Source organism: Sphingomicrobium nitratireducens (assembly GCF_026157035.1).
In the GTDB taxonomy this organism is placed as follows: domain Bacteria; phylum Pseudomonadota; class Alphaproteobacteria; order Sphingomonadales; family Sphingomonadaceae; genus Sphingomicrobium; species Sphingomicrobium nitratireducens.
In genome coordinates this window covers 735,507-756,762 of sequence record NZ_JANJZA010000001.1, presented here as the reverse complement: position 1 = coordinate 756,762, position 21,256 = coordinate 735,507, and the positions used below count along the sequence as shown (strand labels likewise).

Genomic DNA, 21,256 nt, shown 5'->3' with positions numbered 1-21,256 from the left:
TTCACTTGTCGGCCCTCGCCCTCTGGATGCCGTCGGCGAGGCGTGCGGCCCAGCCGGTGATATCGCCCGCACCCATCATCAGGATGATGTCGCCGGTCGCGGCGATGTCGCGCAGCGCGTTGGCGAGGTCGGCTTCGTCGGCGACGGTACGCACCATGCGGTGCCCGCGGTCGCGAAGTCCCTGCGCGAGCGCCTCGGCGTCGACGCCTTCGATCGGGTCCTCGCCCGCGGCATAGACCGGAGTGACCATGACGATGTCGGCTTCGTTGAAGGCGGTCTGGAACTCGTCCATCAGATCGCGAAGGCGGGTGTAGCGGTGCGGCTGGGCGACCGCGATGACGCGCCCGCCTTCCTCGACCGCATCGCGCGCGGCCTGCAGCGCGGCGCGGATTTCCACGGGATGGTGCGCATAGTCGTCGATGACCACCGCGCCGCCCACCTCGCCAACCTTCGAGAAGCGGCGCTTGACCCCGTCGAAACTGTTGAAGCCCTCGCGGATCTGCTCCTCGGTCACGCCGAGCTCCATCGCTGCGCCGATCGCGGCCAACGCGTTCTGGACGTTGTGGCGCCCCGGCATGGGCACGAAGATGTCGGCCATCGTCGAGACATTGCCGTCGCGATCGGTATGGACCACGTCGAAGCGCGTGCCGCCCAGTTCGGGGCGGACATGGTCGGCGCGAAGGTCGGCCTGCGCCGAGAAGCCGTAGGTGCGGATGCGGCGGTCCTGGACCAGCCCGATCACGTTCTGCACCTCGGGATGGTCGATGCACATCACCGCGAGCCCGTAGAAGGGCACGTTCTCGACGAACTGGCAGAAGGCGGCCTTGACCTCGTCGAAGCCGCCATAATGGTCGAGATGCTCGGGATCGATGTTGGTGACCACCGCGATCGTGCCGTCGAGGCGCAGGAAGCTGCCGTCGCTCTCGTCCGCCTCGACCACCATCCAGTCAGATTTGCCGAGGCGGGCGTTCGAACCGTAGCGGTTGATGATGCCGCCGTTGATGACGGTCGGGTCGATCCCGCCCGCATCGAGCAGGGCGGCGATCATCGAGGTGGTGGTGGTCTTGCCGTGGGTGCCAGCGACCGCGACGGTCTGCTGCATGCGCATCAGTTCGGCGAGCATCTCGGAGCGTTTGACCAGCGGCAGGCGGCGCTCTGCAGCGGCCTGGACCTCCGGGTTGGTGCGCTTGACGGCGGTCGAGCAGACGACGACTTCCGCATCGCCCAGATTCTCCGGCGCGTGGCCGACATGGACGGTGATTCCCGCGTCGCGCAATTTCTGCACGACCGGCCCGTCCTTCATGTCGCTGCCCTGCACGGTGTAGCCAAGCTGGTGCATCACTTCGGCGATGCCCGACATGCCGATGCCGCCGATGCCGACGAAGTGGATGGTGCCGAGGTCGCGCCCGAGTGCCTTCATCATGCCGGCACCCCCATCCCGCTGGGCCGCGGGGTCGGGCGTGCGGGAGCGCCGACGGGGTCGGTGGGAAGCGGGTTGTCGCCCGCGCCGATGGCCAGGACGAGATCGGCGAGTTCCTCGGCCGCATGGGGCTTGCCAACCGACAGGCTGCGCCCGGCCGCGTTGGCGAGCGCCTGCGGGTCGGAGCAGATCTCGGCGACCTGCGCGGCAAGCGTCTCGGGCGTGAAATCGGGCTGCTTGATCATGCGCGCACCGCCCACCCGGGCCAGCTCGCGCGCATTGGCGGTCTGGTGGTCGTCGGTGGCGATCGGCAGCGGCACGAGGATGGCGGGGCGGCCCGCCGCGGTCAGCTCGGCGATGGTCGAGGCGCCCGCGCGCGCGATGACGAGATGCGTGTCGCCGATGCGGCGCGGCATGTCCTCGATATAGGTCATCGTCTCGGCCGGGATGTCGAGCTCCTTGTAGCGCTGGCGCACGCGTTCGATGTCCTCGGCGCGGCACTGCTGGACGATGTGGAGGCGGTGACGCAGCGCATCGGGGAGAAATGCCATCGCTTCGGGAACCACCTCGCCGAGCACGGTTGCGCCCTGGCTGCCGCCGGTGACGAGGATGTTGAGGGGCGCGGTGTCATCGAAGGCCGGGAAGGGCATGGTGCCGAGCGTGGCGACTTCCTGGCGGACGGGATTGCCGACGAATACGGCCTTGGACTTGTCGGCGAGCCGTTCGACGCGCTTGTAGGCGGTGGCGACAGCCCTCGCCTTGCCCGCCAGCAGGCGATTGACGCGGCCGAGCACGGCATTCTGTTCGTGAAGGACGGTGGGCACGCCCTCCGCGCTCGCCGCGAGTAGCGCCGGGAAGGCAGGGTAGCCGCCGAAGCCGACGACGACGTCGGGGGTGAAGTCGCGGTAGAGGCCGCGCGCGGCCTTGCGGCCTTTGAGCACGGCGAAGAAGGCTTTCACCAGCCCGAGCGGGCCTCCGCCGAGGCGCCCCGCGGGAAGCACGTGGACCGGAACGTCGTCGAAAATGGCGGGCACTGCGGCGCCGCGCGCGTCGGTCACCAGCATCACGCCGTGCCCGCGCCGCTTGAGTTCGACGGCCAGCGCGTGCGCCGGCACCATGTGACCGCCGGTGCCCCCGGCGGCGAGGGTAACATTCATGATCGGCTCCAACGAACGACGTAGGGCGAACGGTTGAGATAGGGGTTCGCGCGCGTGAAGGCGAGCAGCAATCCCATCATCACCGACAAGGCCAGCATGGACGAGCCGCCGTAGGAGATGAAGGGCAGCGTCATGCCCTTGGACGGGGCGATCTGGACGTTGACCGCCATGTTGATGAAGGCTTGAAGCCCGAACATCAGGACAAGCCCCGAACCCGCGAGGATCGCCATGCGGTCTTCCTCGTCGAGCAGGCGGATGAGGACGCGCGCGACGATGGCCAAGTAGAGAATGGCGACGAACAGGCAGGCGATGAGTCCGAATTCCTCGCCGATCACCGAGAAGATGTAGTCGGTATGCGGTTCGGGCAGCGAGAATTTGCGCACCCCGGCGCCCGGCCCCGCGCCGAACAGCCCGCCCGACGTCAGCGTGCGCATCGCGTTCTCGGTCTGGAAATTGTCGCCCTCGCCGAACAGGAAGGCGTCGATGCGCACCGTCGCGACGGGATAGAGGAAATAGGCGGCGACGATGCCGATCACCCCGGCCACGCCGAGCCCTGCCAGAATGCGCAGGTTGACCCCCGCGAGCGCCAGCATCGCGACCCACATCGTACCGAAGATGATGGTCGATCCGAAGTCCGGCTGGAGCATCAGGAAGACGGCGATCGCGCCGACCAGGGCGCCCGAGAGAAGCGCCGCCTTCTCGAGGCTGTAGCGGCTGAAGAGGTAAGCGAGCGCGACGATGTAGACCGGCTTGAGGAATTCGGACGGCTGGAAGCCGAGCACGCCCAGGTCGAGCCATCGCTGCGCGCCGTTGCGCTCGAACCCGAAGAGGGGAACGAGCATCAGCGCGACCATCATCGCCGCGCAGCCGATCAGCGAAAGGCGCAGCGCGGTGGCCCGGTCGAGCATCGAGATGACGACCATGAGCGGCACGCTGATCGCGATCCAAGCCAGCTGGCGCGTGAAGAAATAAAGCTCGGGGAACTGGACGTTTCCGCCCGACAGGCGCTGCGCGGCAGCGGGCGAGGCCGCGGCGACCGCGATCAGTCCGAAGCCGATGAGGACCGCGAGCAGCAGCAGCAGCACCTTGTCGACTTCCCAGAACCAGCGGCCCAGCGCCGAACGGTCGGCGCGGCCGTATCGGCCGGGTTCGTTCCAGGGACGCTTGGCGTTCACAGGGCCTCCACCGCGGCGCGGAACGCATCGCCGCGCGCCTCGAAGTCGCGGAACTGGTCGAAGCTGGCGCACGCCGGCGAAAGGAGAACGGTCTCGCCCGCCTTCGCATCGGCGGCGGCGGCCTTCACCGCCTCTGCGAGAGTGCCTGCAACCATCGTCTCGACATGACCATCGAGCAGCCTCGAAAACAAGGGCGCGGCCTCGCCGATGAGGTAGGCCTTGGCGACGCGGCCCAGGTGCGGGAGCAATTCGTCGAGGTCCTCGCTTTTGGCCTGGCCGCCCGCGATCCAGCGGATGCGGTCGTAGGCGGACAATGCGGGCGACACGGACGCGGGGTTGGTCGCCTTGCTGTCGTTGACGAACAGGACGCCGTCTTTCTCGGCAACGCGCTCCATGCGGTGCGGCAGGCCGGGAAAGGTGGCGAGGCCCTGCTCGATCTGCTCGCGCGAGAGGCCGAGCGCGGAGGCGGCAAGAATTGCGGCAACCGCGTTCTGGGCATTGTGCGCGCCCTGGAGCGCGGGCCAACGTGACGTGTCGATCCCGCTGCCGTCGGGCTCGCGGATAGCGATCCCCTTCTCGCCCTGCATCGAGAACAGTCGCTCCTTCGAAGCGCGGTAGGCGTCGAAACCGTCATAGCGGTCGAGATGGTCGGGGGTGACGTTCAAGAGCAAGGCGACGTCGCAGTCGAGGGTCTGCGTGATGTCGATCTGGTAGCTCGACAGTTCGAGCACGTAGACGCCGCCTTCGGGTAGCGGATCCTGCGCGAGAATGGGGATGCCGATATTGCCGCCCATCGAGGCGGGGACGCCGGCTTGCTTGAGGATATGGGTGACGAGTGCGGTAGTGGTCGACTTGCCGTTGGTGCCGGTGATGCCGACGACCGCGTGCTCGGGAAGACCGGCACGGGCGCGAGCGAACAGCTCGACGTCGCCGATGATATCGCAGCCGGCTTCCTCGGCAGCCATGCGGATCGGGTGGCGGTTGAGCGGCACGCCGGGAGAGACGACGAGGCTGTCGAAGCCTGCGAGCCCATGCTCGAGAAAATCCACGCGTTCGGCAAAGGGGGAGGCCTGGTTTCGGGCTTCCTGGCGGTCGTCCCAGCAGGCGACCTTGGCACCCGATCGGACCAGCGCCTCGACGCTGGCGAGCCCCGAGCGGGCGAGACCGTAGACCGCGTAGCGCCTGCCCTGCCAGGCCTTCGAAAGGATCACCGCAGCTTCAGCGTGCTGAGACCCGCCAGCGCCAGCACGAAGCTGATGATCCAGAAGCGGATGACGACGGTCGGTTCGGACCAGCCCATCTGCTCGAAATGGTGGTGGATCGGGGCCATGCGGAAGACGCGCCTGCCGGTGCGCTTGTAGAAGAAGACCTGGATGATAACGCTGACCGCCTCGAGCACGAACAGGCCGCCGATGATGGCAAGGACGAATTCGTGATGGGTAGCGACCGCGACCGCGCCCAGTGCCCCGCCGAGCGCGAGGCTGCCCGTATCGCCCATGAAGACAGCGGCGGGCGGCGCGTTGAACCAAAGGAAGGCGAGCCCCGCGCCGCAGATGGCGAGAAGTAGCACGGTAAGGTCGCCGGTGCCCAGCACGTGCGGGATGCCGAGATAGGAGGCGAACACCGCGTTGCCGACAAGATAGGCGATGAGCGTGAAAGCGACGCTGGCGATGATCACCGGCATGGTCGCGAGCCCGTCGAGGCCGTCCGTGAGGTTCACCGCGTTGCCGAACGCGACGATCACGAACGCGCCGAACGGGATGTAAAGCCATGAGAGGTCGACGACCGCGCCCTGGAAGAAGGGAAGGAACAGCTCGGTTCCCGACACGCGCACCATCAGCCAGGTGGCGAGGCCCGCGATCGAGAATTCGAGGAACAGCCGCATCTTCGCCGACAGGCCCGCGCTGCTCGCCTTCTTCACCTTGTCGTAGTCGTCGAGAAACCCGATCAGGCCGAAGCCCGCAGTCACCAGCAGCACCGACCAGACGTAGACGTTGGTGAGATCCATCCACAACAGCACCGAGACGGCGACCGAGATGAGGATCAGCAGGCCACCCATGGTGGGCGTGCCGCGCTTGGCGAGGTGCGACTGCGGTCCGTCGGCGCGGATCGGCTGGCCCTTGCCCTGCACCTTGCGCAACCAGGCGATGAATGCCGGGCCCAGCAGCAGGCCGATGACCAGCGCCGTCGCGGTCGCCGCGCCCGCACGGAAGGTGATGTAGCGGATGAGGTTGAGCGGGCCCGCGAAATCGACCCATTCTGCGAAGAGGTAAAGCATTAGGCCTGCCCCCCTGCCACCGACGCCACGAGCTTGGCAAGTCCCACGGAATTCGAGGCTTTTACGAGAATCGCATCGCCGGGGCGGATCGTCGACAGCAGTGCCTCGGTAGCCTGGTCGGCATCGGCCACACGGGTCATCGCGAGCTGGCCCGAAAGCGCGTCTTCGAGCGCCTTCATTTCGTCGCCGACGAGGACCAGCTGGTCGACCCCTGCGGCGAGAATCGGTGCGGCCAGCGCGGCATGGAGCGCGGGGCCTTCCTCGCCGAGTTCCTTCATCGCGCCGAGCACCGCGACCTTGCGGCCCTTTTCGGAGGCCAGCGTCTTCAGGGTCGCCTCCATCGAGGCGGGGTTGGCGTTGTAGCTCTCGTCGATCAGCAGCGCCTCGCCGCCATTGACCGGGACCGCGTGCCGCTGTCCGCGCCCGGCGAGCCCGCCCATGTCGGCGAGCGCCAGCCCCGCGACCGCGACATCGCCGCCAGCGACCCCGACCGCCGCCAGCACGGCAAGCGCGTTGGAAACCCAATGCTCGCCCGGCTGGGCGATGGTGAAGGTGAGTTCGCGGCTCGGCAGCCGCGCGGTCACCAGCGTGCCGCGGCGTGCGGGTACCGCGTGAAGCACGGCGGCATCGCCTTCCTCGCCGCCGAAGGTCAGCGTGCGTTCGGCGAGGCCGCGTGCGGCGCGCACGAGGCGGTCGCGCTGGTCGCTCGCCTCGGGAACGATCGCGGTGCCGCCGGGCTCGAGCCCTTCGAAAATCTCGGCCTTGGCGTCGGCGATCGCCTCGATCGAGCCCAGATTCTCGATATGGGCGGGCGCGATCGCATTGACGACGGCGATGTGCGGGCGGACCATGCGCGTCAGCGCGGAAATCTCGCCGGCATGGTTCATACCCATCTCGAACACGCCGAAGCAGGTCTCGCGCGGCATGCGCGCGAGGCTCAGGGGCACGCCGGTATGATTGTTGTAGCTCTTGACCGAACGGTGCGCGGCGCCGTGGCTGGTGCGGTCCAAGGCGGCGTAGAGCGCCTCCTTGGTCGAGGTCTTCCCGACCGAGCCGGTGACACCGATCACGACCGCCTTGTCGTCGAGGCGCGCGCGGGCGGCGCGGCCGAGCGCCTCCAGCGCTTCGTCAACCTTGTCGACGAGGACGTGCGGGTGGTCCTGCGGCTCGGACACGAGGAGGCCCGCTGCGCCCGCGTCGATCGCCTTGCCCACGAACTTGTGGCCGTCATGGACGGTGCCGGGCATGGCGACGAACAGGTCGCCCTCCTGCACCTCGCGGCTGTCGAAGGTGACGCCGCTCACTTCGAAGTCGGCGCTGACGGTGCCGCCGGTGGCTTCGGCGATCTCGGCCGATGTCCACAGCGCGCTCACGCGGCGCACTCCCGTGCCACTTCGGCGTCGTCGAAAGGATGGGTGACCTCGCCGATGATCTGGCCCTGTTCGTGACCCTTGCCGGCAAGGAGCACGATGTCGCCCGCCTCGGCCAGCGACAGCGCCTTCTCGATCGCCTCGCGGCGCCCGCCAATCTCGATGGCGTCGGGTGCACCGCGCATTACCTCGGCGCGGATCGCGGACGGATCTTCGGAGCGCGGATTGTCGTCGGTGACGATCACGATGTCGCTGCTCGCCGCAGCCACTTCGCCCATCGGCGCGCGTTTGCCGGTATCGCGATCGCCGCCCGCACCGAATACGGTGATCAGCCGCTTTTCGACATGGGGACGCAGCGCCGCGATGGCGGCCTCGAGCGCGTCGGGCGTGTGGGCATAGTCGACATAGACCGGTGCACCCTTCTTGGAGATGACAGCGCGCTCTAGCCGGCCGCGCACTGGCGACACGCGCCCCATCGCGGCGAAAACGTCGTCCCACCCGGCGCCGGTCGCGAGCATCAGGCCGGCGGCGGTAAGTACGTTGGCGGCCTGGTAGGCGCCGATCAGCGGAAGCTTGAGCAGCCGCGTCTCGCCGTCATGGGTGATCGCCATCGCCTGGCCGAGCGCGGTCGAGCGGCGATCGCCGAGCCGGATTGTCTCGCCGCGCTCGCCTACCGTCATCAGTTTGAGCCCGCGCTGCTTGGCGCGCGCGATGACCGCATCGGAACTGGGATCGTCGGTCCACACGACCGCGGTCCCATCCTCGGCGACGACCTCGTCGAACAGGCGCATCTTGGCCTCGAAATAGTCCTCCATCGTGGGATGGTAGTCGAGATGGTCGCGGCTGAAATTGGTAAAGGCGGCGGCGGCGACATGGACGCCTTCGCTGCGGTGCTGGTCGAGGCCGTGGCTCGATGCCTCGTAGGCGACATGGGTAACGCCCATCCGCTCAAGGCCGGCCATGTTGTTGAGGAAGGTGACGATGTCGGGCGTGGTCAGCCCGGTCTTGACCTGGTCGTCGGCGGTGGTGACGCCGAGCGTCCCGATCGAGGCCGAGCGCTTGCCCATCATGCGCCACATCTGGCGGCACATCTCGACCGTGGACGTCTTGCCGTTGGTCCCGGTTACCGCGACGATGGTGTCGGGATAAGGCGCATAGAAGGTCGCGGCGATCCGGGCGAAAGTCTCGCGCGGATTGTCGCTCTCGATCCGGAAGGCGGTTCCGGTATCGACGCCGGGACGGCACACGATCGCCACCGCGCCGCGCTCGACGGCCTCGGGGATGAAGTCTTCGCCGTTGAAGCGCGCACCTGCAAAAGCACCGAAGACGTAGCCCGGCTCGATCTTGCGGTGGTCGATGGCGAAACCGGTAACACGCTGTTCCCCGCCGCGGCGGACGAGGTCCTGGAGGAGCATTCGATCAATCCTCGTCTTCGTACACGTAGGGCAGCACCTGGCTCATGTCGGGCTCGCGGCCCATGTTGGGGCGCACGCCGAGCATCGGGGCGACGCGCGCGATGGTCCGGCTGACCACCGGCGCGACGTTCCAACCCGCCGTCCGGAAACCGAACGTTTCCTTGGTGCCCTTGGGTTCATCGAGCATTACGACCGCCACATAGCGGGGTTCGTCGATCGGGAAAACGCCCGCGAAGCTGGTGACCACGACCTGCTTGGAATAGCGACCGTTGATGAGCTTCTCCGCAGTGCCGGTCTTGCCGCCGACGCGGTAGCCGGGCGCGTCGGCCTTCTTGCCGGTGCCCTTCATCACGACGAGGCGCAGGAGCGCGCGCATGCGGTAGCTGGTCTGTTCAGTGAAGACGCGCTTGCCCTTGGGTAGCTCGGTGCCTTCCTCGACCTTGAGGAAGGTCGGCGCGCGGTAGAGGCCGCCGTTGAACAGCGTCGCATAGCCCGAAGCGAGGTGGAGCGGGGTGACCGCGATGCCGTGCCCGTAGCCGACGGTGAGCGTCTCGATCTCGCCCCACTGGCGCGGCGCCAGGGTACGCCCGCGCTCCATCAGCTCGATGTCGGCGCGGTCGAGAAAGCCCATCGCCTTGAGGAATGCGCGCTGCTTTTCCGCGCCGAGCTGCTGCGCGATCTGCGCCGTGCCGATGTTGGAGCTTTCCATCATGATCTCGGCGACCGAGCAGGCGCGCCCGAACGGGTGCGTGTCGGAAATCGTGTGCCGCCCGACGGTCAGCGACTTGGGACAATTGTACATCTGGCCCATCGATCGCACGACGCCCGCGTCCATCGCCATCGCGACGGTGAACGGCTTGAAGGTCGAGCCGAGCTCGTAGACGCCCAGCGCGGCGCGGTTGAAGCGCGCTTCGGGGCTGCCCTCGCCTGCCACGTTGGGGTTGAGCTGCGGCAGCGAGGTCATCGCGAGGACTTCGCCGGTGTGGATGTCCATGATGACGCCCGCCGCGCCAATCGCGGAAAACTGGTCGACCGCCGATTGCAGTTCGTGTTCGAGCGCCTGCTGGACGCGGCTCGAGACCGACAGGACAATGGGTTCCGCGCGGCGCGCGGGATCGGCCAGGCGACCCTCGAAGGCGCGCTCGGCGCCCGCGACGCCCTTGCCGTCGAGGTCGGTGTAGCCGACCACGTGCGCAGCGAGGCTCAGCTGCGGGTAGAGGCGATCGGGCTCGCGGGTGAGTTGGATGCCGGGTTCGCCGATGGCGTTGACCGCCTCGACCAGGCTCGGCGATGCGCGGCGCTTGAGATAGATGAAATTCTTCTTCGAGCGCAGCATCTCGAGGAAGTCCGCCTCGTCCTTTTCGGGCATCAGGCGGGCGAGTTGGCGCGCGAGGTCGAGCTTGTTGCCGATCACCTTGGGCGGCTGGATGGCAATGGTCCACGCATCGATCGTGCGCGCGAGCGTCTCTCCCTCGCGGTCGACGATGTCGCCGCGCGGGGGAATGTAGTGGGAGGCAAATTCGGCGCGCCCCGCGCTGTCGCCGAAGATGGCGAGCCAGCCGATCCGTAGGCCGATCAGCGCGACACCCCCGAAGAACAGGAGCAGCGCGACCATCAGGCGCTGGTGAGTCAGGGCAAGAAGGCGGCGCTTCTGCCCGACCAGTCGCAGGCGCTCTGGGCTCGCGACAAGGGCGGGCTGGGGCGCGTTCATGGCGTCGACGGGGCCTCGGTGTCAGGGTGGGCGGACTTGTCGGCACCGGTCGGCGCCGCTTTCCTTTTGGCCGGGGTCGCGCCCGCGGGCAAGGGGGCGAGCGGGTCCGCGACGGCAATTTCGGCCTTGCGACGAACCGGTTCGTCGGAATCGGTGGTCATCGAAGCGGTGTGGACCAGCCCGGCGAGCGTGTCGGCGGCCTCGTCGCGGTCGGCGGAGGCGAGCACCACCGGCGCTTCGATCGCCTCGCGCTTCTCGGGCATGGCGAGCGCTGCGAGCGCGAAGCCGCTGTCGACGAACTGGTCGGCGCGCGGCGCGGACAGGCGCAGGAAGCGGACGTTCCAGCGTTCGAGCTGGGCAAGGCGGCCGCGCGTGCCGATCTCTGTCTCGAGCGTGCGAATGTCGCGGCTGACATAGGCGATCTTCTGCTCGATCCCCTCCAGTGCGGCGCGCTCGGAGGCGACGCGCAGGCTGATGAGGTAGCAGGACAGGCTCGCGACCAGCACGAGCGCGGCCATGATGACGGGGCGGAAGCTGCGCGTGCGGGTCATGCGGCCAGCTCCTGGTCCCACGCGGGCGCCTCGGTGCGGACCGCAGAGCGGAGCCGCGCCGAGCGCGCGCGCGGGTTGCGGTGAAGCTCGGCCTCGGACGGCGAGACCGGCTTGGCAACCGAAGTGAAAGTGGGGGCGAGCCCGTCGTCGGCGACGGGACGATGGCGCGAGCCGCCGGGCGCCTTGCCGCCGCGGTCGCGCAGGAAGCGCTTGACGATGCGATCCTCGAGGCTGTGGAAGGTCACCACCGCGAGGCGCCCGCCGGGCTTGAGGACGCGCTCGGCGGCGCGCAGGCCGGCTTCGAGTTCGTCGAGTTCGGCATTCAGGTGGATGCGGATCGCCTGGAAGGTGCGGGTCGCGGGATCGGACTTCATGCCCTTGTGATGACCCAGCGCGCGGCGCACGACCTCGGCCAGCTCGCCGGTGCGGGTGAGCGGGCGGGCGCGGACGATGGCGGCGGCGACGCGGCGGGCGCGCGGCTCCTCGCCATAGGTCTTGATGACGCGCGCGATCTCGGCCTCGTCGGCATGATTGAGGAAATCGGCGGCGCTCTCCCCCGCCTGGCTCATGCGCATGTCGAGCGGGCCGTCCTGCGAGAAGGAGAAGCCGCGATCCGCCTCGTCGAGCTGCATCGAGGACACCCCGATGTCGAGCACCACCCCGTCGACTGGGACAAGGTCGCGTTGGGCGAGCTCGACATCGAGGGACGAGAAAGGCGCCTCGATCAGGGTCAGAGCGGAACTGGGGACGCGTGTCGGCCCGGCGCTCACCGCGTCCGGATCGCGATCGAAGCCGATCACGCGTCCCGCCCCCGCTGAAAGGATCGCGCGGGTGTAGCCGCCCGCGCCGAAAGTGCCGTCGACGATGACGTCGCCGTCGGTGATGGAGAGCGCTTCGACCACCTCGTCGAGGAGGACCGGGACATGGGGAGCGCTCATGCCGAAAGCCCCCGCTCTTCGAGCCGGAAGCGCGCGATGTCCTTCATGTCGTCGGGAATGCGCTCGTCGGCGAGGAACAGGGTCGGGTTCCAGATCTGGAAGGTCTCGCCGACACCGAGGAAGAGTGCGAGTTCCTCGACCTGTCCCTTGCGGCGCATCATGGGGGGAAGAACGATGCGGCCGGACTTGTCGTAGGGCACTTCCTCGGTGGCGGCGAAGGCCATCATGTTGGCCTGCATGTAGTCGAGGTCGGCGCCGATCGCGCTTTCGCTCTTCTCGGCGCGGCGCTCCATCTTGGCGTGCTTCAGCGCGGCGTAGGCGGGATCGTACGCGTCGAGGCAGGCGAACAGCGGGTTCTTGGCGAGGACGATGGTGCGGGCATCGCCGCGACGCTCGATCGTCGAGCGCAGGAAGGCGGGCACGGAAACGCGACCTTTCGCGTCCACCGCGTTCAAAGCACTGCCTTGGAACAGATGCTCTAGAGCCACGCCGCTTCCCCTGCGCCGGGCAGACCTTCCCCGTTTCCGGGTGAGCGACATCGTCGCCCGGACACCGGATCATCGCACCATGCAATGGGTTGCCCCGCGCTACAGCCCTTGTTGGTAAACCATCCGAGGACGGGAAACAATGGGTTTTGATGCCATTTCGTGGGTTTTAATGCCACAGCGCGGATTTCTGCGGTTTTTTGATCCAGTTTGGTGGCGCAAGATACCCTGCCGCGATGGGCATGACCCTGTGGATAAGTCTGTTGGAATGTCGCGTTTGCGCGACTCGGAGCGGGTTAGCGAAAAGTTACCGCGCGAGGCTCGCGAGCTCGTTCAGGATCAGCGCGATCCCGGGATCGCTCGCGGCCAGGTCGGCGTCGGCAATGACCGTCACGGCCCCCTCGCCCACCCGGCAGCGCGCGACGAAGCCGTCGTCGTGCAGCGTGCAACCCGGCGAGTCGGAAGAGAGCCTGCCCGGCGCGGTCGCGCCGAGCGCTGTCGCCGCGCCCGCCTCGCCAGCGTCCAGCGGGCCGTCGAGCGTCAGCCCCCAGTGCCCGAGCAGGCCCGTATCGGCGAAGAATGGCGGCGGCGCCTGCGGGTGGCCGAGCGGGAGGCCCGTGTCCCAGGCGAGGCCCGGATCGGCGAGCAGCAGGACATGGCCGCCTGCCCGGACCCATTCGTCGAGATCGACGAGCGCGTCGGCGGGCTGCGCGAGCGGGTGCGCCATCAGGAGCAGGTCGTGGCCTTCGAGACTGGCGGCGTCGGCGACCGCAATCGCCTCGATCTCATGGCCGTCCTCCAGCGCGTCGACCAGCGGGGCGCGCTGTGCGTCGAGGTCGAAACCGGTCCCGAACAGCAAGGGCAGGCTCGACAGGAGGAGGAGGTCGGTCGGGTCGCGGGGCGCGAGCTCTCCCGCAGCCGTGTCCGGCGCATGCCAGCTGGTGCCGACCGCGACCGCGATGCCGCCCACGGCGAGGAACCCCGCCAAACCGCCAAGGAGAAGCGAGCGGTTCATTCCTTTTCGAGCGGCCGCGCGATCTCGTCGACCACCACGTCGGTGGCGGTGCCGTCGAGCGCGGGATCGGGCGGCGTCGCCGGCTGCTCGACCGCAGCCTGGCCCGGCGCGGCGCCCAGCTCGGCAAGCGGCTCGGCCGGCTCGTCGGGCTTCTTCTCGACCACGCCCGTCTCGACCACCGCTTCCTCGCGCGATCCGCCCACCGCGGTACCCAGCAGCACCAGCAGGAAGACGAAGGCGAGGCCGGTGAGTCCGATCCTGATCCGCTGGATCCGCTCCTGTCTGGCCGTCATGGTCATGCAAGAATCCTTATGCATCAGACGCCTGAAGTGCAATCCGGCCTTGACGGAAAGAGGTCGAGCCGCGAAAGGACGCGCATGTTCAAGAAGACCCTCCCCCTGCTTCTCGTCGCCACGCTCGGCATCGCCGGCTGCAACCAGAAGGACGAAGTCATCGAAGTCGGCGGCCCCGCCGATCCGATGAAGGACGAACTCGCCAAGGCCCCGCCGATCGACCCGTCGATGGTCCCGGTGATGGTCGGCAGCGACGACTATCGCTGCTCGGGCAGCAACGCGCTGATTCAGGTCGACTGGATCAAGACCGGCGAAGTCCTCACCGCGCGCGTCACGCCGCAGGGCGAAGCGGGCGTCACCTTCACCCAGGGCGAAGGCGGCGGCTTCACCAGCGAAACCGCCGGTGCCAGCCTGTCGGGCAGCCCGGATGGTGACACGGTCACCTTCAACGGATCGTCCTGCAGCCGCTAAGGCTCGACCCGAAGAGAAACGAAACAGCCCCCCGCAGCACGCCGCCGCGGGGGGCTTTTTTTACCCCGCCACACGCTCTAGAGCACCGCCATGACCGACCAGACGATCACCGCGCAAACCGTCGCCGAACACGGGCTCTCCCCGGAAGAATATGACCGCATCCTCGAGGCGCTCGGGCGCGAGCCCAACCTCGTCGAACTCGGCATCTTCTCGGTGATGTGGTCGGAGCACTGCTCCTACAAGTCCTCCAGGCTGCACCTCAAGAAGCTGCCGACCGAGGCCGCGTGGGTGATCCAGGGGCCGGGCGAGAATGCGGGCGTCATCGATATCGGCGACGGCGATGCGGCGATCTTCAAGATGGAGAGCCACAACCACCCCAGCTACATCGAACCCTACCAGGGTGCGGCGACGGGCGTGGGCGGCATCCTTCGCGACGTCTTCACGATGGGCGCGCGGCCGGTCGCCAACATGAACGCGCTGCGCTTCGGGCGGCCCGACCATCCCAAGATGCGGCACCTGATCGCCGGCGTGGTCGCGGGGATTGGCGGCTATGGCAATTGCGTGGGCGTGCCGACGGTCGGCGGCGAGACCAATTTCGATCCCGCCTATGACGGCAACATCCTCGTCAACGCGATGACGGTGGGCACCGCCAGGACCGACAAGATCTTCTATTCCGCAGCGACCGGCATCGGCAATCCGATCGTCTATGTCGGCTCGAAGACCGGGCGCGACGGCATTCACGGCGCGACCATGGCGTCGGCGGACTTCGACGAAGGCATCGAGGAAAAGCGCCCGACCGTGCAGGTCGGCGATCCCTTCACCGAGAAATTGCTGATCGAGGCGTGCCTCGAACTGATGGCGACCGACGCGATCGTCGCCATCCAGGACATGGGCGCGGCCGGCCTCACCTCGTCGAGCGTCGAGATGGCCACCAACGGCGAGACGGGCCTCAGGCTCGACATGGACAAGGTGCCCCAGCGCGAAGAAGGCATGACGCCCTACGAGATGATGCTTTCCGAGAGTCAGGAACGCATGTTGATGGTCCTCAAGCCCGGCAAGGAAGCCATGGCCGAGGCAATCTTCCGCAAGTGGGAGCTCGATTTCGCAGTGATCGGCGAGGTGACCGACACCGGGCGCATGGTGCTCGAGTGGCAGGGCGACGTAGTGTGCGATATCCCGCTCGGCCCGCTCGCCGATGCGGCGCCCGAATATGATCGCCCGCACCTTTCGCAGGACGACTACAAGGCCTGGGCCAAGGTCGCGCCGCTGGGCGACATTCCCGCCTGCGATCCGGCGAGCGATCTCGTGAAGATGATGGGCAGCGCGCATTTCGCGAGCCGCCGGTGGATTTTCGAGCAATATGACAGCCAGGTCGGCGGCGACACGGTGCAGACGCCGGGCGGTGATGCCGCGGTGGTGCGCGTCCACGGGACGAGGAAGGCCATCGCTATCTCGACCGACTGCACCCCGCGCTATTGCTATGCCGACCCGGTCGAAGGCGGGCGGCAGGCGATCGCGGAGGCCTATCGCAACCTCTCCGCAGTGGGCGCGACCCCGCTCGCGGTCACCAACTGCCTCAATTTCGGCAATCCCGAGCGGCCCGAGATCATGGCCCAGTTCGTCGGCTGCCTCGAGGGCATGGGCGAAGCCTGCCGCGCGCTCGATTTCCCGATCGTGTCGGGCAACGTCTCGCTCTACAACGAGAGCAAGGCGACGGGCGGCGGCTCGGCCATCCTCCCCACGCCCGCGATCGGCGGAGTCGGTCTCCTCAAGGACTGGGAGAAGAGTGTCGGCATCGGCTTTGCGGGCGAAGGCGAGGACATCCTCCTCGTCGGTCCCGACAGCCGCCACCTCGGCCAGTCGCGCTGGCTCGAGATCGTCCACGATCGCCGCGAAGGCGCGCCGCCGCCGGTCGACCTTGACGCCGAGCGTGCCTCGGCCGAATTCGTGCGCGGCCTCATCGCCGAAGGCGTCGCCACCGCGGTTCACGACCTGTCGGACGGCGGATTGGCGATCGCGCTGGCGGAGATGGCGCTGGCGTCGGACATGGGCGCTGCGACCTTCGAGATGGATGCCGGCCAGGCGTTCGGCGAGGGCCAGGCGCGCTACGTCGTCACCACACGCGCGGGCTGGATCGACGGCCTGTCGGAAGCGCCTGTTCGCTTGCTGCGGATCGGTCGGACCGGCGGCGGCGAGCTTCGCATCGGCGCCTCGGCGGTCTCGCTCGACGCGCTTCGAGAGGCGCACGAGGGCTTCTTCCCCGCTCTGATGGCGAGCGAACTCTAGGCGCGCTTATGAAAGAGGTGCCGTCCGTTCCCTATACCCAGCTTCCCGACCTGACGGACGTGGAGCGGGTCGCGGCGGCGCGCGCCTTCTACGAGACGATCCGCGAGCGGCGCTCGTGCCGCATGTTCGCCGACACGCCCGTCCCGCGCGAAGTAATCGAGGAAGCGATCCGCGCCGCGGGCACCGCGCCCAACGGGGCCAACCACCAGCCGTGGCATTTCGCGGTCGTCGAAAGCGCCGAGCTCAAGCACCGCATCCGCCTCGCCGCCGAGGAAGAGGAGGCCAACTTCTACGCGGGCAAGGCGGGGCAGGAATGGCTCGAAGCGCTGGCGCCCATCGGTACCGACGAGGACAAGGAATTCCTCGACATCGCCCCTTACCTCATCGTCGTGTTCGGACAGCGCAAGGGCGGGATCGAGCCGGGCGAGAAGAAGCAGAACTATTACGTCACCGAGAGCGTCGGCATCGCCTGCGGTTTCCTCCTTGCCGCGCTTCACCAGGCGGGGCTGGCGACGCTAACCCATACGCCCTCGCCGATGGGGTTCCTGCGCGAGATTTGCGGGCGTCCCGACGACGAGAAGCCGGTAATGATCATCGTCGCAGGGCTTCCCGCCGAAGGCGCAACCGTGCCCGTCCACGCGACGAAAAAGAAGCCGCTCGAGCAGATCACCAGTTGGCTCTGAGCGCAGGAAGCGCTTGCCAAGGGCTTGACCGAAGTTAGGCTCCCTCCTCGACAGTGGGGGGAATATCCATGGCGACGACTTCACCGATCAGGATCGTCACGCTCGATCTCGTCCGCGGCATCGCGGTGATGGGAATCTTCTCGGTCAACATCGTGGGCATGGGTCTCTACGGACCTGCCTATTCCCACCCTCCCGCTTTCGGTTTCGAGGGGCTCGGCGACAAGCTGATGTGGCTTGCCAACTTCATCCTCGTCGACGGCAAGATGCGCACGCTTTTCACCTTGCTGTTCGGCGCCTCGAGCCTGCTCGTCATCGAGCGTTCGATCGAGGCCGGGCGCAAGGCGGGCCGTGCCCATTATGCGCGCATGATCACCCTGCTCCTGTTCGGGCTCGCGCACTTCTACCTCGTCTGGCAGGGCGACATCCTGACCGAGTACGCGCTCGGCGGATTGCTCATCTTTCTGTGGCGCAACCGGAAGACCAAGACGATCCTCATCTGGGCGGTCGTGCTGCTCGTCATCAACGCGGGCCTCGTCAACAGTTTCCCGGTGCCCGACCAGTTCCGAGCGGCCGAGGAACTACGCTCGGGCACGCTCGAGGGCGACCGGCGCGAACAAGTCGAGTCCATGCTCGAAAGCCTCGATCCCTCGCCCGAGCACATTGCCGAGGAAGCGGAGAAGGAAGAGAATCCCGCCGCCTATCTGCGCGACGGGATCGGGCAGGGATGGCAACCGCATCTCTCGATCCTGTTCTGGGTCGGCGAACTGCTGGGCACGATGCTCGTCGGGATGGCGCTCTACAGGATGGGCTTCTTGTCGGGCGCAATGCGCGACAGCGTCTACCGGCGCTGGGCGATCTGGGCCGCGGGCGGGGGGATCGTGCTGTCGGCGGCGCTCGGCCTCCTCGTCTGGCAAAAGGACTTCGGGTTCGAATGGACCTTTGCGGCGCGCAACGCCTGGCAGACGCTGTTTCGCGTGCCGATGGCGATCGGCTATGCCGCGCTGATCATCCTCCTCTTCCGCCGGGTCGGGGCGCTCGGAGAACGTATCGCCGCCGTGGGCCGGACGGCGTTCAGCAACTATCTAGGCGCCTCGCTCCTGATGGTCCCTGTTTTCCAGGGCTGGGGGCTCGGCCTCTATGACGAATTGAGCCGCGGCCAGCTTTGGCTGTTCTTCGTGCCGGCGGTGTGGGCGCTGATGCTGCTGTGGTCGCCGTGGTGGCTGCAGCATTACCGGTACGGGCCCCTCGAATGGCTGTGGCGCAGCATCGCGCGTGGGCAGGTCCAGCCGCTTCGTCGAGCGCAGCCCGCAGCCTGACGCCGTCTTGCGCCCGTTCGGCCATCCGTCGAACGGGCGGCGCGCATGGCGGCGCAAGAGCCTATGAAGGCCGCGGAAGCGCAACAAGGGAGGGGCCCTCATGGCCACCACGCAACCCGACCGGATCATCTCGCTCGATCTCATCCGCGGCCTCGCGGTGCTCGGCATTTTCTCGGTCAACATCATCGGCATGAGCTTCATGCAGGGCGTCTATTTCGTCCCCACGCTCCAGGGCTTCGACGGCCTTGGCGACCACATCATGTATCTGGTCAATTTCGTCCTCGTCGACGGCAAGCTGCGCAGTCTCTTCTCGATGCTGTTCGGCGCCTCGATGCTGCTGGTGGTCGACCGCGCGGTCGCGGCCGGGCGCTCGGGCGCCAAGGTCCACTATGCGCGCATCTTCTGGCTGCTCGTGATCGGCCTCCTCCACTATTACGTGTTCTGGTGGGGCGACATCCTCTCGCACTACGCGCTGATCGGCGGGATCGCCTACTTCTGGTGGCGCCGCAGCGCCAAGGTGCTGCTGATCTGGGCCGCGGCCTTCCTGACGTTCAACCTCGGCTTCTCGATGTTCATGGGATACCAGAACTATCAGCAGATGCAGGCCGAACTGGCCAAGGCGCAGACCGAGGCTATCGAGGCGGGCAAGCCCGCGCCGACACTCGAGGAGATGATCGCGAAAGAGGATGGCGGACCGCCCCGGGAGGTCTTCGACGAGGCCAAGGCGATCCACGCCAACCTCATCACCCACACCGAGGAACAGGTGTCCAATCACCTTGCCCAGCCGTTCATGGTGTCGGTGTTCCTTCTGCCCGAAACGCTGGGCCTGATGCTGCTCGGCATGGGTCTCTACCGCGCCGGTTTCCTGACCGGCGAGCGAGACGAACGGACCTATCGCAAGTGGGCGCTGTGGGGCTGGGGCGGAAGCGCGCTCTTCACAATCGCGGTCGCCGCCTGGATCGCGGCGGGCAATTATTCGCCGATGCACACCGGGGTGGGGCGCAGCCTGCTGACGCTGCCGACGCGGCCGATCATGGCGATCGGCTATGCCGCGCTGATGATCCTGTGGATCCGCGGCGGCATGAACTGGCTCTCGACCCGTCTCGCGGCCGCCGGGCGCATGGCGTTCACCAACTATCTGGGCGCGACGCTGGTGATGACCCCGATCATGTTCGGCTTCGGGCTTGGCCAGTTCGGCGAACTGACGCGCGGCACCGCATGGCTGTACTTCGTGCCGGTACTGTGGCTGGCGATGCTGGTCGGTTCGAAGTGGTGGCTCGACCGCTACCGCTACGGTCCGCTCGAATGGGTGTGGCGCAGCCTCGCGCGCTGGGAAATCCAGCCGATGCGCAAGGCCGCCCCTGCCCTCGCCGCACCGGCTGCCGCCCAGTAAACTCGCAACGCTCGGAAAGAACCTCATGGCGACCACGACGCGCGACCGGATCCTGACTCTCGACATCGTGCGCGGGGTCGCCGTGATGGGCATCCTGGCAATGAACATCTATGCCTTCGCCGGACCGGAGGCGATGTACTTCAACCCGACCGCCTATGGCGGCGATTCCGGTCTCGACTGGTTCGCCTGGGCGTTCAACTTCGTGATTTTCGACAGCAAGATGCGCGGGCTCTTCTCGATCCTGTTCGGCGCTTCGACCCTGCTGGTGATCGAACGCGCCAAGGCGTCGGGGCGCGCCCCCGCACTGGCGCATTACAGTCGCATGATCTGGCTGCTCGCGTTCGGGTGCGCGCATTTCTGGTTCATCTGGTGGGGCGACATTCTCGCGCTCTACGCGATCACGGGACTGCTCCTGTTCCTGTGGCGCAACAATAGCGTGAAGGTGCTGCGCAACTGGGCGCTCGGGCTGCTGACCGTCGGATTCCTGTTCATGGGGCTGCAGAGTTTCGGGCTGACCATGGCGGAGGCCGGGCGCCTCCCGCCCGAACAGACCCAGCAGGCCGAAAAGGGTCTCGACAAGCTCGAGGAATATTTCGGCGACGATCAGCGCAAGGTGCTCGAGGATCTCGACCACTACCGCTCGGATTACGCGACCATCACCCACCAGCGTTTCGTCGAATGGCGCTTCAAGCCGTTCAAGAACGCGATCGGCATGCTGCCCGAGACGCTCGGCCTGATGCTGATCGGGATGGCGCTGTTCCGCTCGGGCATGCTGACGGGCGAATGGTCGCGCGAACGCTATCGCCGCTGGGCGATCGTGGCGTTCGGCATCGGGGTCCCGATCCTCTCGATGCTGGTATGGCTGCAGGTCGCCTCGGGCTATGCGCCGGTTACAGTCTTCATGTCCTCGATGGTGCTCTCGATGCCGGCCGACGTCCTGATGGCGATCGGCTGGGCGGCACTGATCATCCTTCTCGCCAAGCGCAACCTCCAGGGCGGGATCGCGGCACGCGTGGGAGCGGCGGGGCGGATGGCGTTCACCAACTACCTGACGACCTCGATCGTGATGACCACCATCTTCTACGGGCAGGGTCTCGGCCTTTACGGCAACTTCTCGCGTTCGGCGCTCTATTTGTTCGTGCTGGGCATGTGGGCGCTGATGCTGTTGTGGTCGAAGCCGTGGCTCGACCGGTTCCACTACGGACCGCTCGAATGGTTGTGGCGAAGCCTTTCGCGTTTTAGCGTGCAGCCGATGATCAGGAAGATCGGCTGAGCCGAGCCTGACAGAAGGGGGAATAC

The 21,256-nt window shown here is 67.3% G+C and carries 19 protein-coding genes; 6 read left to right on the top strand and 13 right to left on the bottom strand.

The annotated features are described in order from the left end of the window. Position 1 precedes the first annotated feature (1 nt). From murC to NNY25_RS03725, 13 genes are all read right to left on the bottom strand, one after another. Positions 2-1,420, bottom strand: a complete 1,419-nt coding sequence (gene murC / locus NNY25_RS03785; protein ID WP_265571462.1) for a UDP-N-acetylmuramate--L-alanine ligase — start codon at positions 1,418-1,420, stop codon at positions 2-4. After that, positions 1,420-2,577 (bottom strand): undecaprenyldiphospho-muramoylpentapeptide beta-N-acetylglucosaminyltransferase, encoded by a 1,158-nt coding sequence (murG, locus tag NNY25_RS03780; RefSeq protein WP_265570018.1) that lies wholly within the window; start codon positions 2,575-2,577, stop codon positions 1,420-1,422. Before murG ends, murC begins: the two co-directional genes overlap by 1 nt. Further along, entirely contained in the window at positions 2,574-3,752 is a 1,179-nt protein-coding gene (locus tag NNY25_RS03775; RefSeq protein ID WP_265570017.1) for an FtsW/RodA/SpoVE family cell cycle protein, read from the bottom strand. The genes murG and NNY25_RS03775 overlap by 4 nt, the downstream gene beginning before the upstream one ends. Continuing rightward, positions 3,749-4,963: a Mur ligase family protein gene (locus tag NNY25_RS03770; RefSeq protein ID WP_265570016.1), complete on the bottom strand. Its 1,215-nt coding sequence runs from the start codon at positions 4,961-4,963 to the stop codon at positions 3,749-3,751. The genes NNY25_RS03775 and NNY25_RS03770 overlap by 4 nt, the downstream gene beginning before the upstream one ends. Further along, on the bottom strand, positions 4,960-6,030 hold the full coding sequence (gene mraY / locus NNY25_RS03765; protein WP_265570015.1) for a phospho-N-acetylmuramoyl-pentapeptide-transferase: 1,071 nt from the start codon (positions 6,028-6,030) through the stop codon (positions 4,960-4,962). Before mraY ends, NNY25_RS03770 begins: the two co-directional genes overlap by 4 nt. Then, positions 6,030-7,403, bottom strand: coding sequence for a UDP-N-acetylmuramoyl-tripeptide--D-alanyl-D-alanine ligase (locus NNY25_RS03760; RefSeq protein ID WP_265570014.1), 1,374 nt, complete (start codon positions 7,401-7,403; stop codon positions 6,030-6,032). Before NNY25_RS03760 ends, mraY begins: the two co-directional genes overlap by 1 nt. Continuing rightward, positions 7,400-8,815 (bottom strand): UDP-N-acetylmuramoyl-L-alanyl-D-glutamate--2,6-diaminopimelate ligase, encoded by a 1,416-nt coding sequence (locus NNY25_RS03755; protein WP_265570013.1) that lies wholly within the window; start codon positions 8,813-8,815, stop codon positions 7,400-7,402. Before NNY25_RS03755 ends, NNY25_RS03760 begins: the two co-directional genes overlap by 4 nt. A 4-nt stretch (positions 8,816-8,819) precedes the next feature. After that, positions 8,820-10,526, bottom strand: a complete 1,707-nt coding sequence (locus NNY25_RS03750) for a peptidoglycan D,D-transpeptidase FtsI family protein (protein ID WP_265570012.1) — start codon at positions 10,524-10,526, stop codon at positions 8,820-8,822. Next, positions 10,523-11,077 (bottom strand): hypothetical protein, encoded by a 555-nt coding sequence (locus NNY25_RS03745; RefSeq protein ID WP_265570011.1) that lies wholly within the window; start codon positions 11,075-11,077, stop codon positions 10,523-10,525. Before NNY25_RS03745 ends, NNY25_RS03750 begins: the two co-directional genes overlap by 4 nt. After that, positions 11,074-12,015 carry a 16S rRNA (cytosine(1402)-N(4))-methyltransferase RsmH gene (gene rsmH, locus NNY25_RS03740; RefSeq protein WP_265570010.1) on the bottom strand — a complete coding sequence of 314 codons (942 nt, stop codon included), beginning with the start codon at positions 12,013-12,015 and terminating at the stop codon, positions 11,074-11,076. Before rsmH ends, NNY25_RS03745 begins: the two co-directional genes overlap by 4 nt. Continuing rightward, positions 12,012-12,461 carry a division/cell wall cluster transcriptional repressor MraZ gene (locus tag NNY25_RS11570; protein ID WP_265570009.1) on the bottom strand — a complete coding sequence of 150 codons (450 nt, stop codon included), beginning with the start codon at positions 12,459-12,461 and terminating at the stop codon, positions 12,012-12,014. The genes rsmH and NNY25_RS11570 overlap by 4 nt, the downstream gene beginning before the upstream one ends. A 346-nt stretch (positions 12,462-12,807) precedes the next feature. Then, positions 12,808-13,515, bottom strand: coding sequence for a hypothetical protein (locus NNY25_RS03730; protein ID WP_265570008.1), 708 nt, complete (start codon positions 13,513-13,515; stop codon positions 12,808-12,810). Then, positions 13,512-13,814 (bottom strand): hypothetical protein, encoded by a 303-nt coding sequence (locus NNY25_RS03725; RefSeq protein WP_265570007.1) that lies wholly within the window; start codon positions 13,812-13,814, stop codon positions 13,512-13,514. Before NNY25_RS03725 ends, NNY25_RS03730 begins: the two co-directional genes overlap by 4 nt. A gap of 78 nt (positions 13,815-13,892) precedes the next feature. Here NNY25_RS03725 and NNY25_RS03720 point away from each other — a divergent pair, with 78 nt between their 5' ends. The 6 genes from NNY25_RS03720 to NNY25_RS03695 all read left to right on the top strand — a co-directional run bounded on the left by NNY25_RS03720 (position 13,893) and on the right by NNY25_RS03695 (position 21,230). Beyond that, positions 13,893-14,279 (top strand): hypothetical protein, encoded by a 387-nt coding sequence (locus NNY25_RS03720; protein WP_265570006.1) that lies wholly within the window; start codon positions 13,893-13,895, stop codon positions 14,277-14,279. Between the two features lie 90 nt (positions 14,280-14,369). Then, the gene (gene purL / locus NNY25_RS03715) at positions 14,370-16,565 is read left to right on the top strand and encodes a phosphoribosylformylglycinamidine synthase subunit PurL (RefSeq protein WP_265570005.1); all 2,196 of its coding nucleotides are present in this window, start codon (positions 14,370-14,372) and stop codon (positions 16,563-16,565) included. An 8-nt stretch (positions 16,566-16,573) separates the two neighbouring features. Then, positions 16,574-17,248, top strand: coding sequence for a nitroreductase family protein (locus tag NNY25_RS03710; RefSeq protein ID WP_265570003.1), 675 nt, complete (start codon positions 16,574-16,576; stop codon positions 17,246-17,248). Positions 17,249-17,316: 68 nt separating this feature from the next. Beyond that, a complete protein-coding gene (locus NNY25_RS03705; RefSeq protein ID WP_265570002.1) occupies positions 17,317-18,564 on the top strand; it encodes a DUF418 domain-containing protein in 1,248 nt (415 codons plus the stop codon). 100 nt (positions 18,565-18,664) lie between these two features. Next, positions 18,665-19,957 carry a DUF418 domain-containing protein gene (locus NNY25_RS03700; RefSeq protein ID WP_265570001.1) on the top strand — a complete coding sequence of 431 codons (1,293 nt, stop codon included), beginning with the start codon at positions 18,665-18,667 and terminating at the stop codon, positions 19,955-19,957. 25 nt (positions 19,958-19,982) lie between these two features. Next, complete coding sequence (locus NNY25_RS03695) at positions 19,983-21,230, top strand: DUF418 domain-containing protein (protein WP_265570000.1); 1,248 nt, start codon at positions 19,983-19,985, stop codon at positions 21,228-21,230. The last annotated feature ends 26 nt before the right edge of the window (positions 21,231-21,256 follow it).

Excerpts from the sequence above, each read along its gene's own strand:
- murC (WP_265571462.1), bottom strand. The coding sequence starts at position 1,420 with ATGAAGGCACTCGGGCGCGACCTCGGCACCATCCACTTCGTCGGCATC.
- murG (WP_265570018.1), bottom strand. The coding sequence starts at position 2,577 with ATGAATGTTACCCTCGCCGCCGGGGGCACCGGCGGTCACATGGTGCCG.
- mraY (WP_265570015.1), bottom strand. The coding sequence starts at position 6,030 with ATGCTTTACCTCTTCGCAGAATGGGTCGATTTCGCGGGCCCGCTCAAC.
- NNY25_RS03755 (WP_265570013.1), bottom strand. The coding sequence starts at position 8,815 with ATGCTCCTCCAGGACCTCGTCCGCCGCGGCGGGGAACAGCGTGTTACC.
- NNY25_RS03750 (WP_265570012.1), bottom strand. The coding sequence starts at position 10,526 with ATGAACGCGCCCCAGCCCGCCCTTGTCGCGAGCCCAGAGCGCCTGCGA.
- NNY25_RS03745 (WP_265570011.1), bottom strand. The coding sequence starts at position 11,077 with ATGACCCGCACGCGCAGCTTCCGCCCCGTCATCATGGCCGCGCTCGTG.
- rsmH (WP_265570010.1), bottom strand. The coding sequence starts at position 12,015 with ATGAGCGCTCCCCATGTCCCGGTCCTCCTCGACGAGGTGGTCGAAGCG.
- NNY25_RS03730 (WP_265570008.1), bottom strand. The coding sequence starts at position 13,515 with ATGAACCGCTCGCTTCTCCTTGGCGGTTTGGCGGGGTTCCTCGCCGTG.
- NNY25_RS03725 (WP_265570007.1), bottom strand. The coding sequence starts at position 13,814 with ATGACCATGACGGCCAGACAGGAGCGGATCCAGCGGATCAGGATCGGA.
- NNY25_RS03720 (WP_265570006.1), top strand. The coding sequence starts at position 13,893 with ATGTTCAAGAAGACCCTCCCCCTGCTTCTCGTCGCCACGCTCGGCATC.
- purL (WP_265570005.1), top strand. The coding sequence starts at position 14,370 with ATGACCGACCAGACGATCACCGCGCAAACCGTCGCCGAACACGGGCTC.
- NNY25_RS03710 (WP_265570003.1), top strand. The coding sequence starts at position 16,574 with ATGAAAGAGGTGCCGTCCGTTCCCTATACCCAGCTTCCCGACCTGACG.
- NNY25_RS03705 (WP_265570002.1), top strand. The coding sequence starts at position 17,317 with ATGGCGACGACTTCACCGATCAGGATCGTCACGCTCGATCTCGTCCGC.
- NNY25_RS03700 (WP_265570001.1), top strand. The coding sequence starts at position 18,665 with ATGGCCACCACGCAACCCGACCGGATCATCTCGCTCGATCTCATCCGC.
- NNY25_RS03695 (WP_265570000.1), top strand. The coding sequence starts at position 19,983 with ATGGCGACCACGACGCGCGACCGGATCCTGACTCTCGACATCGTGCGC.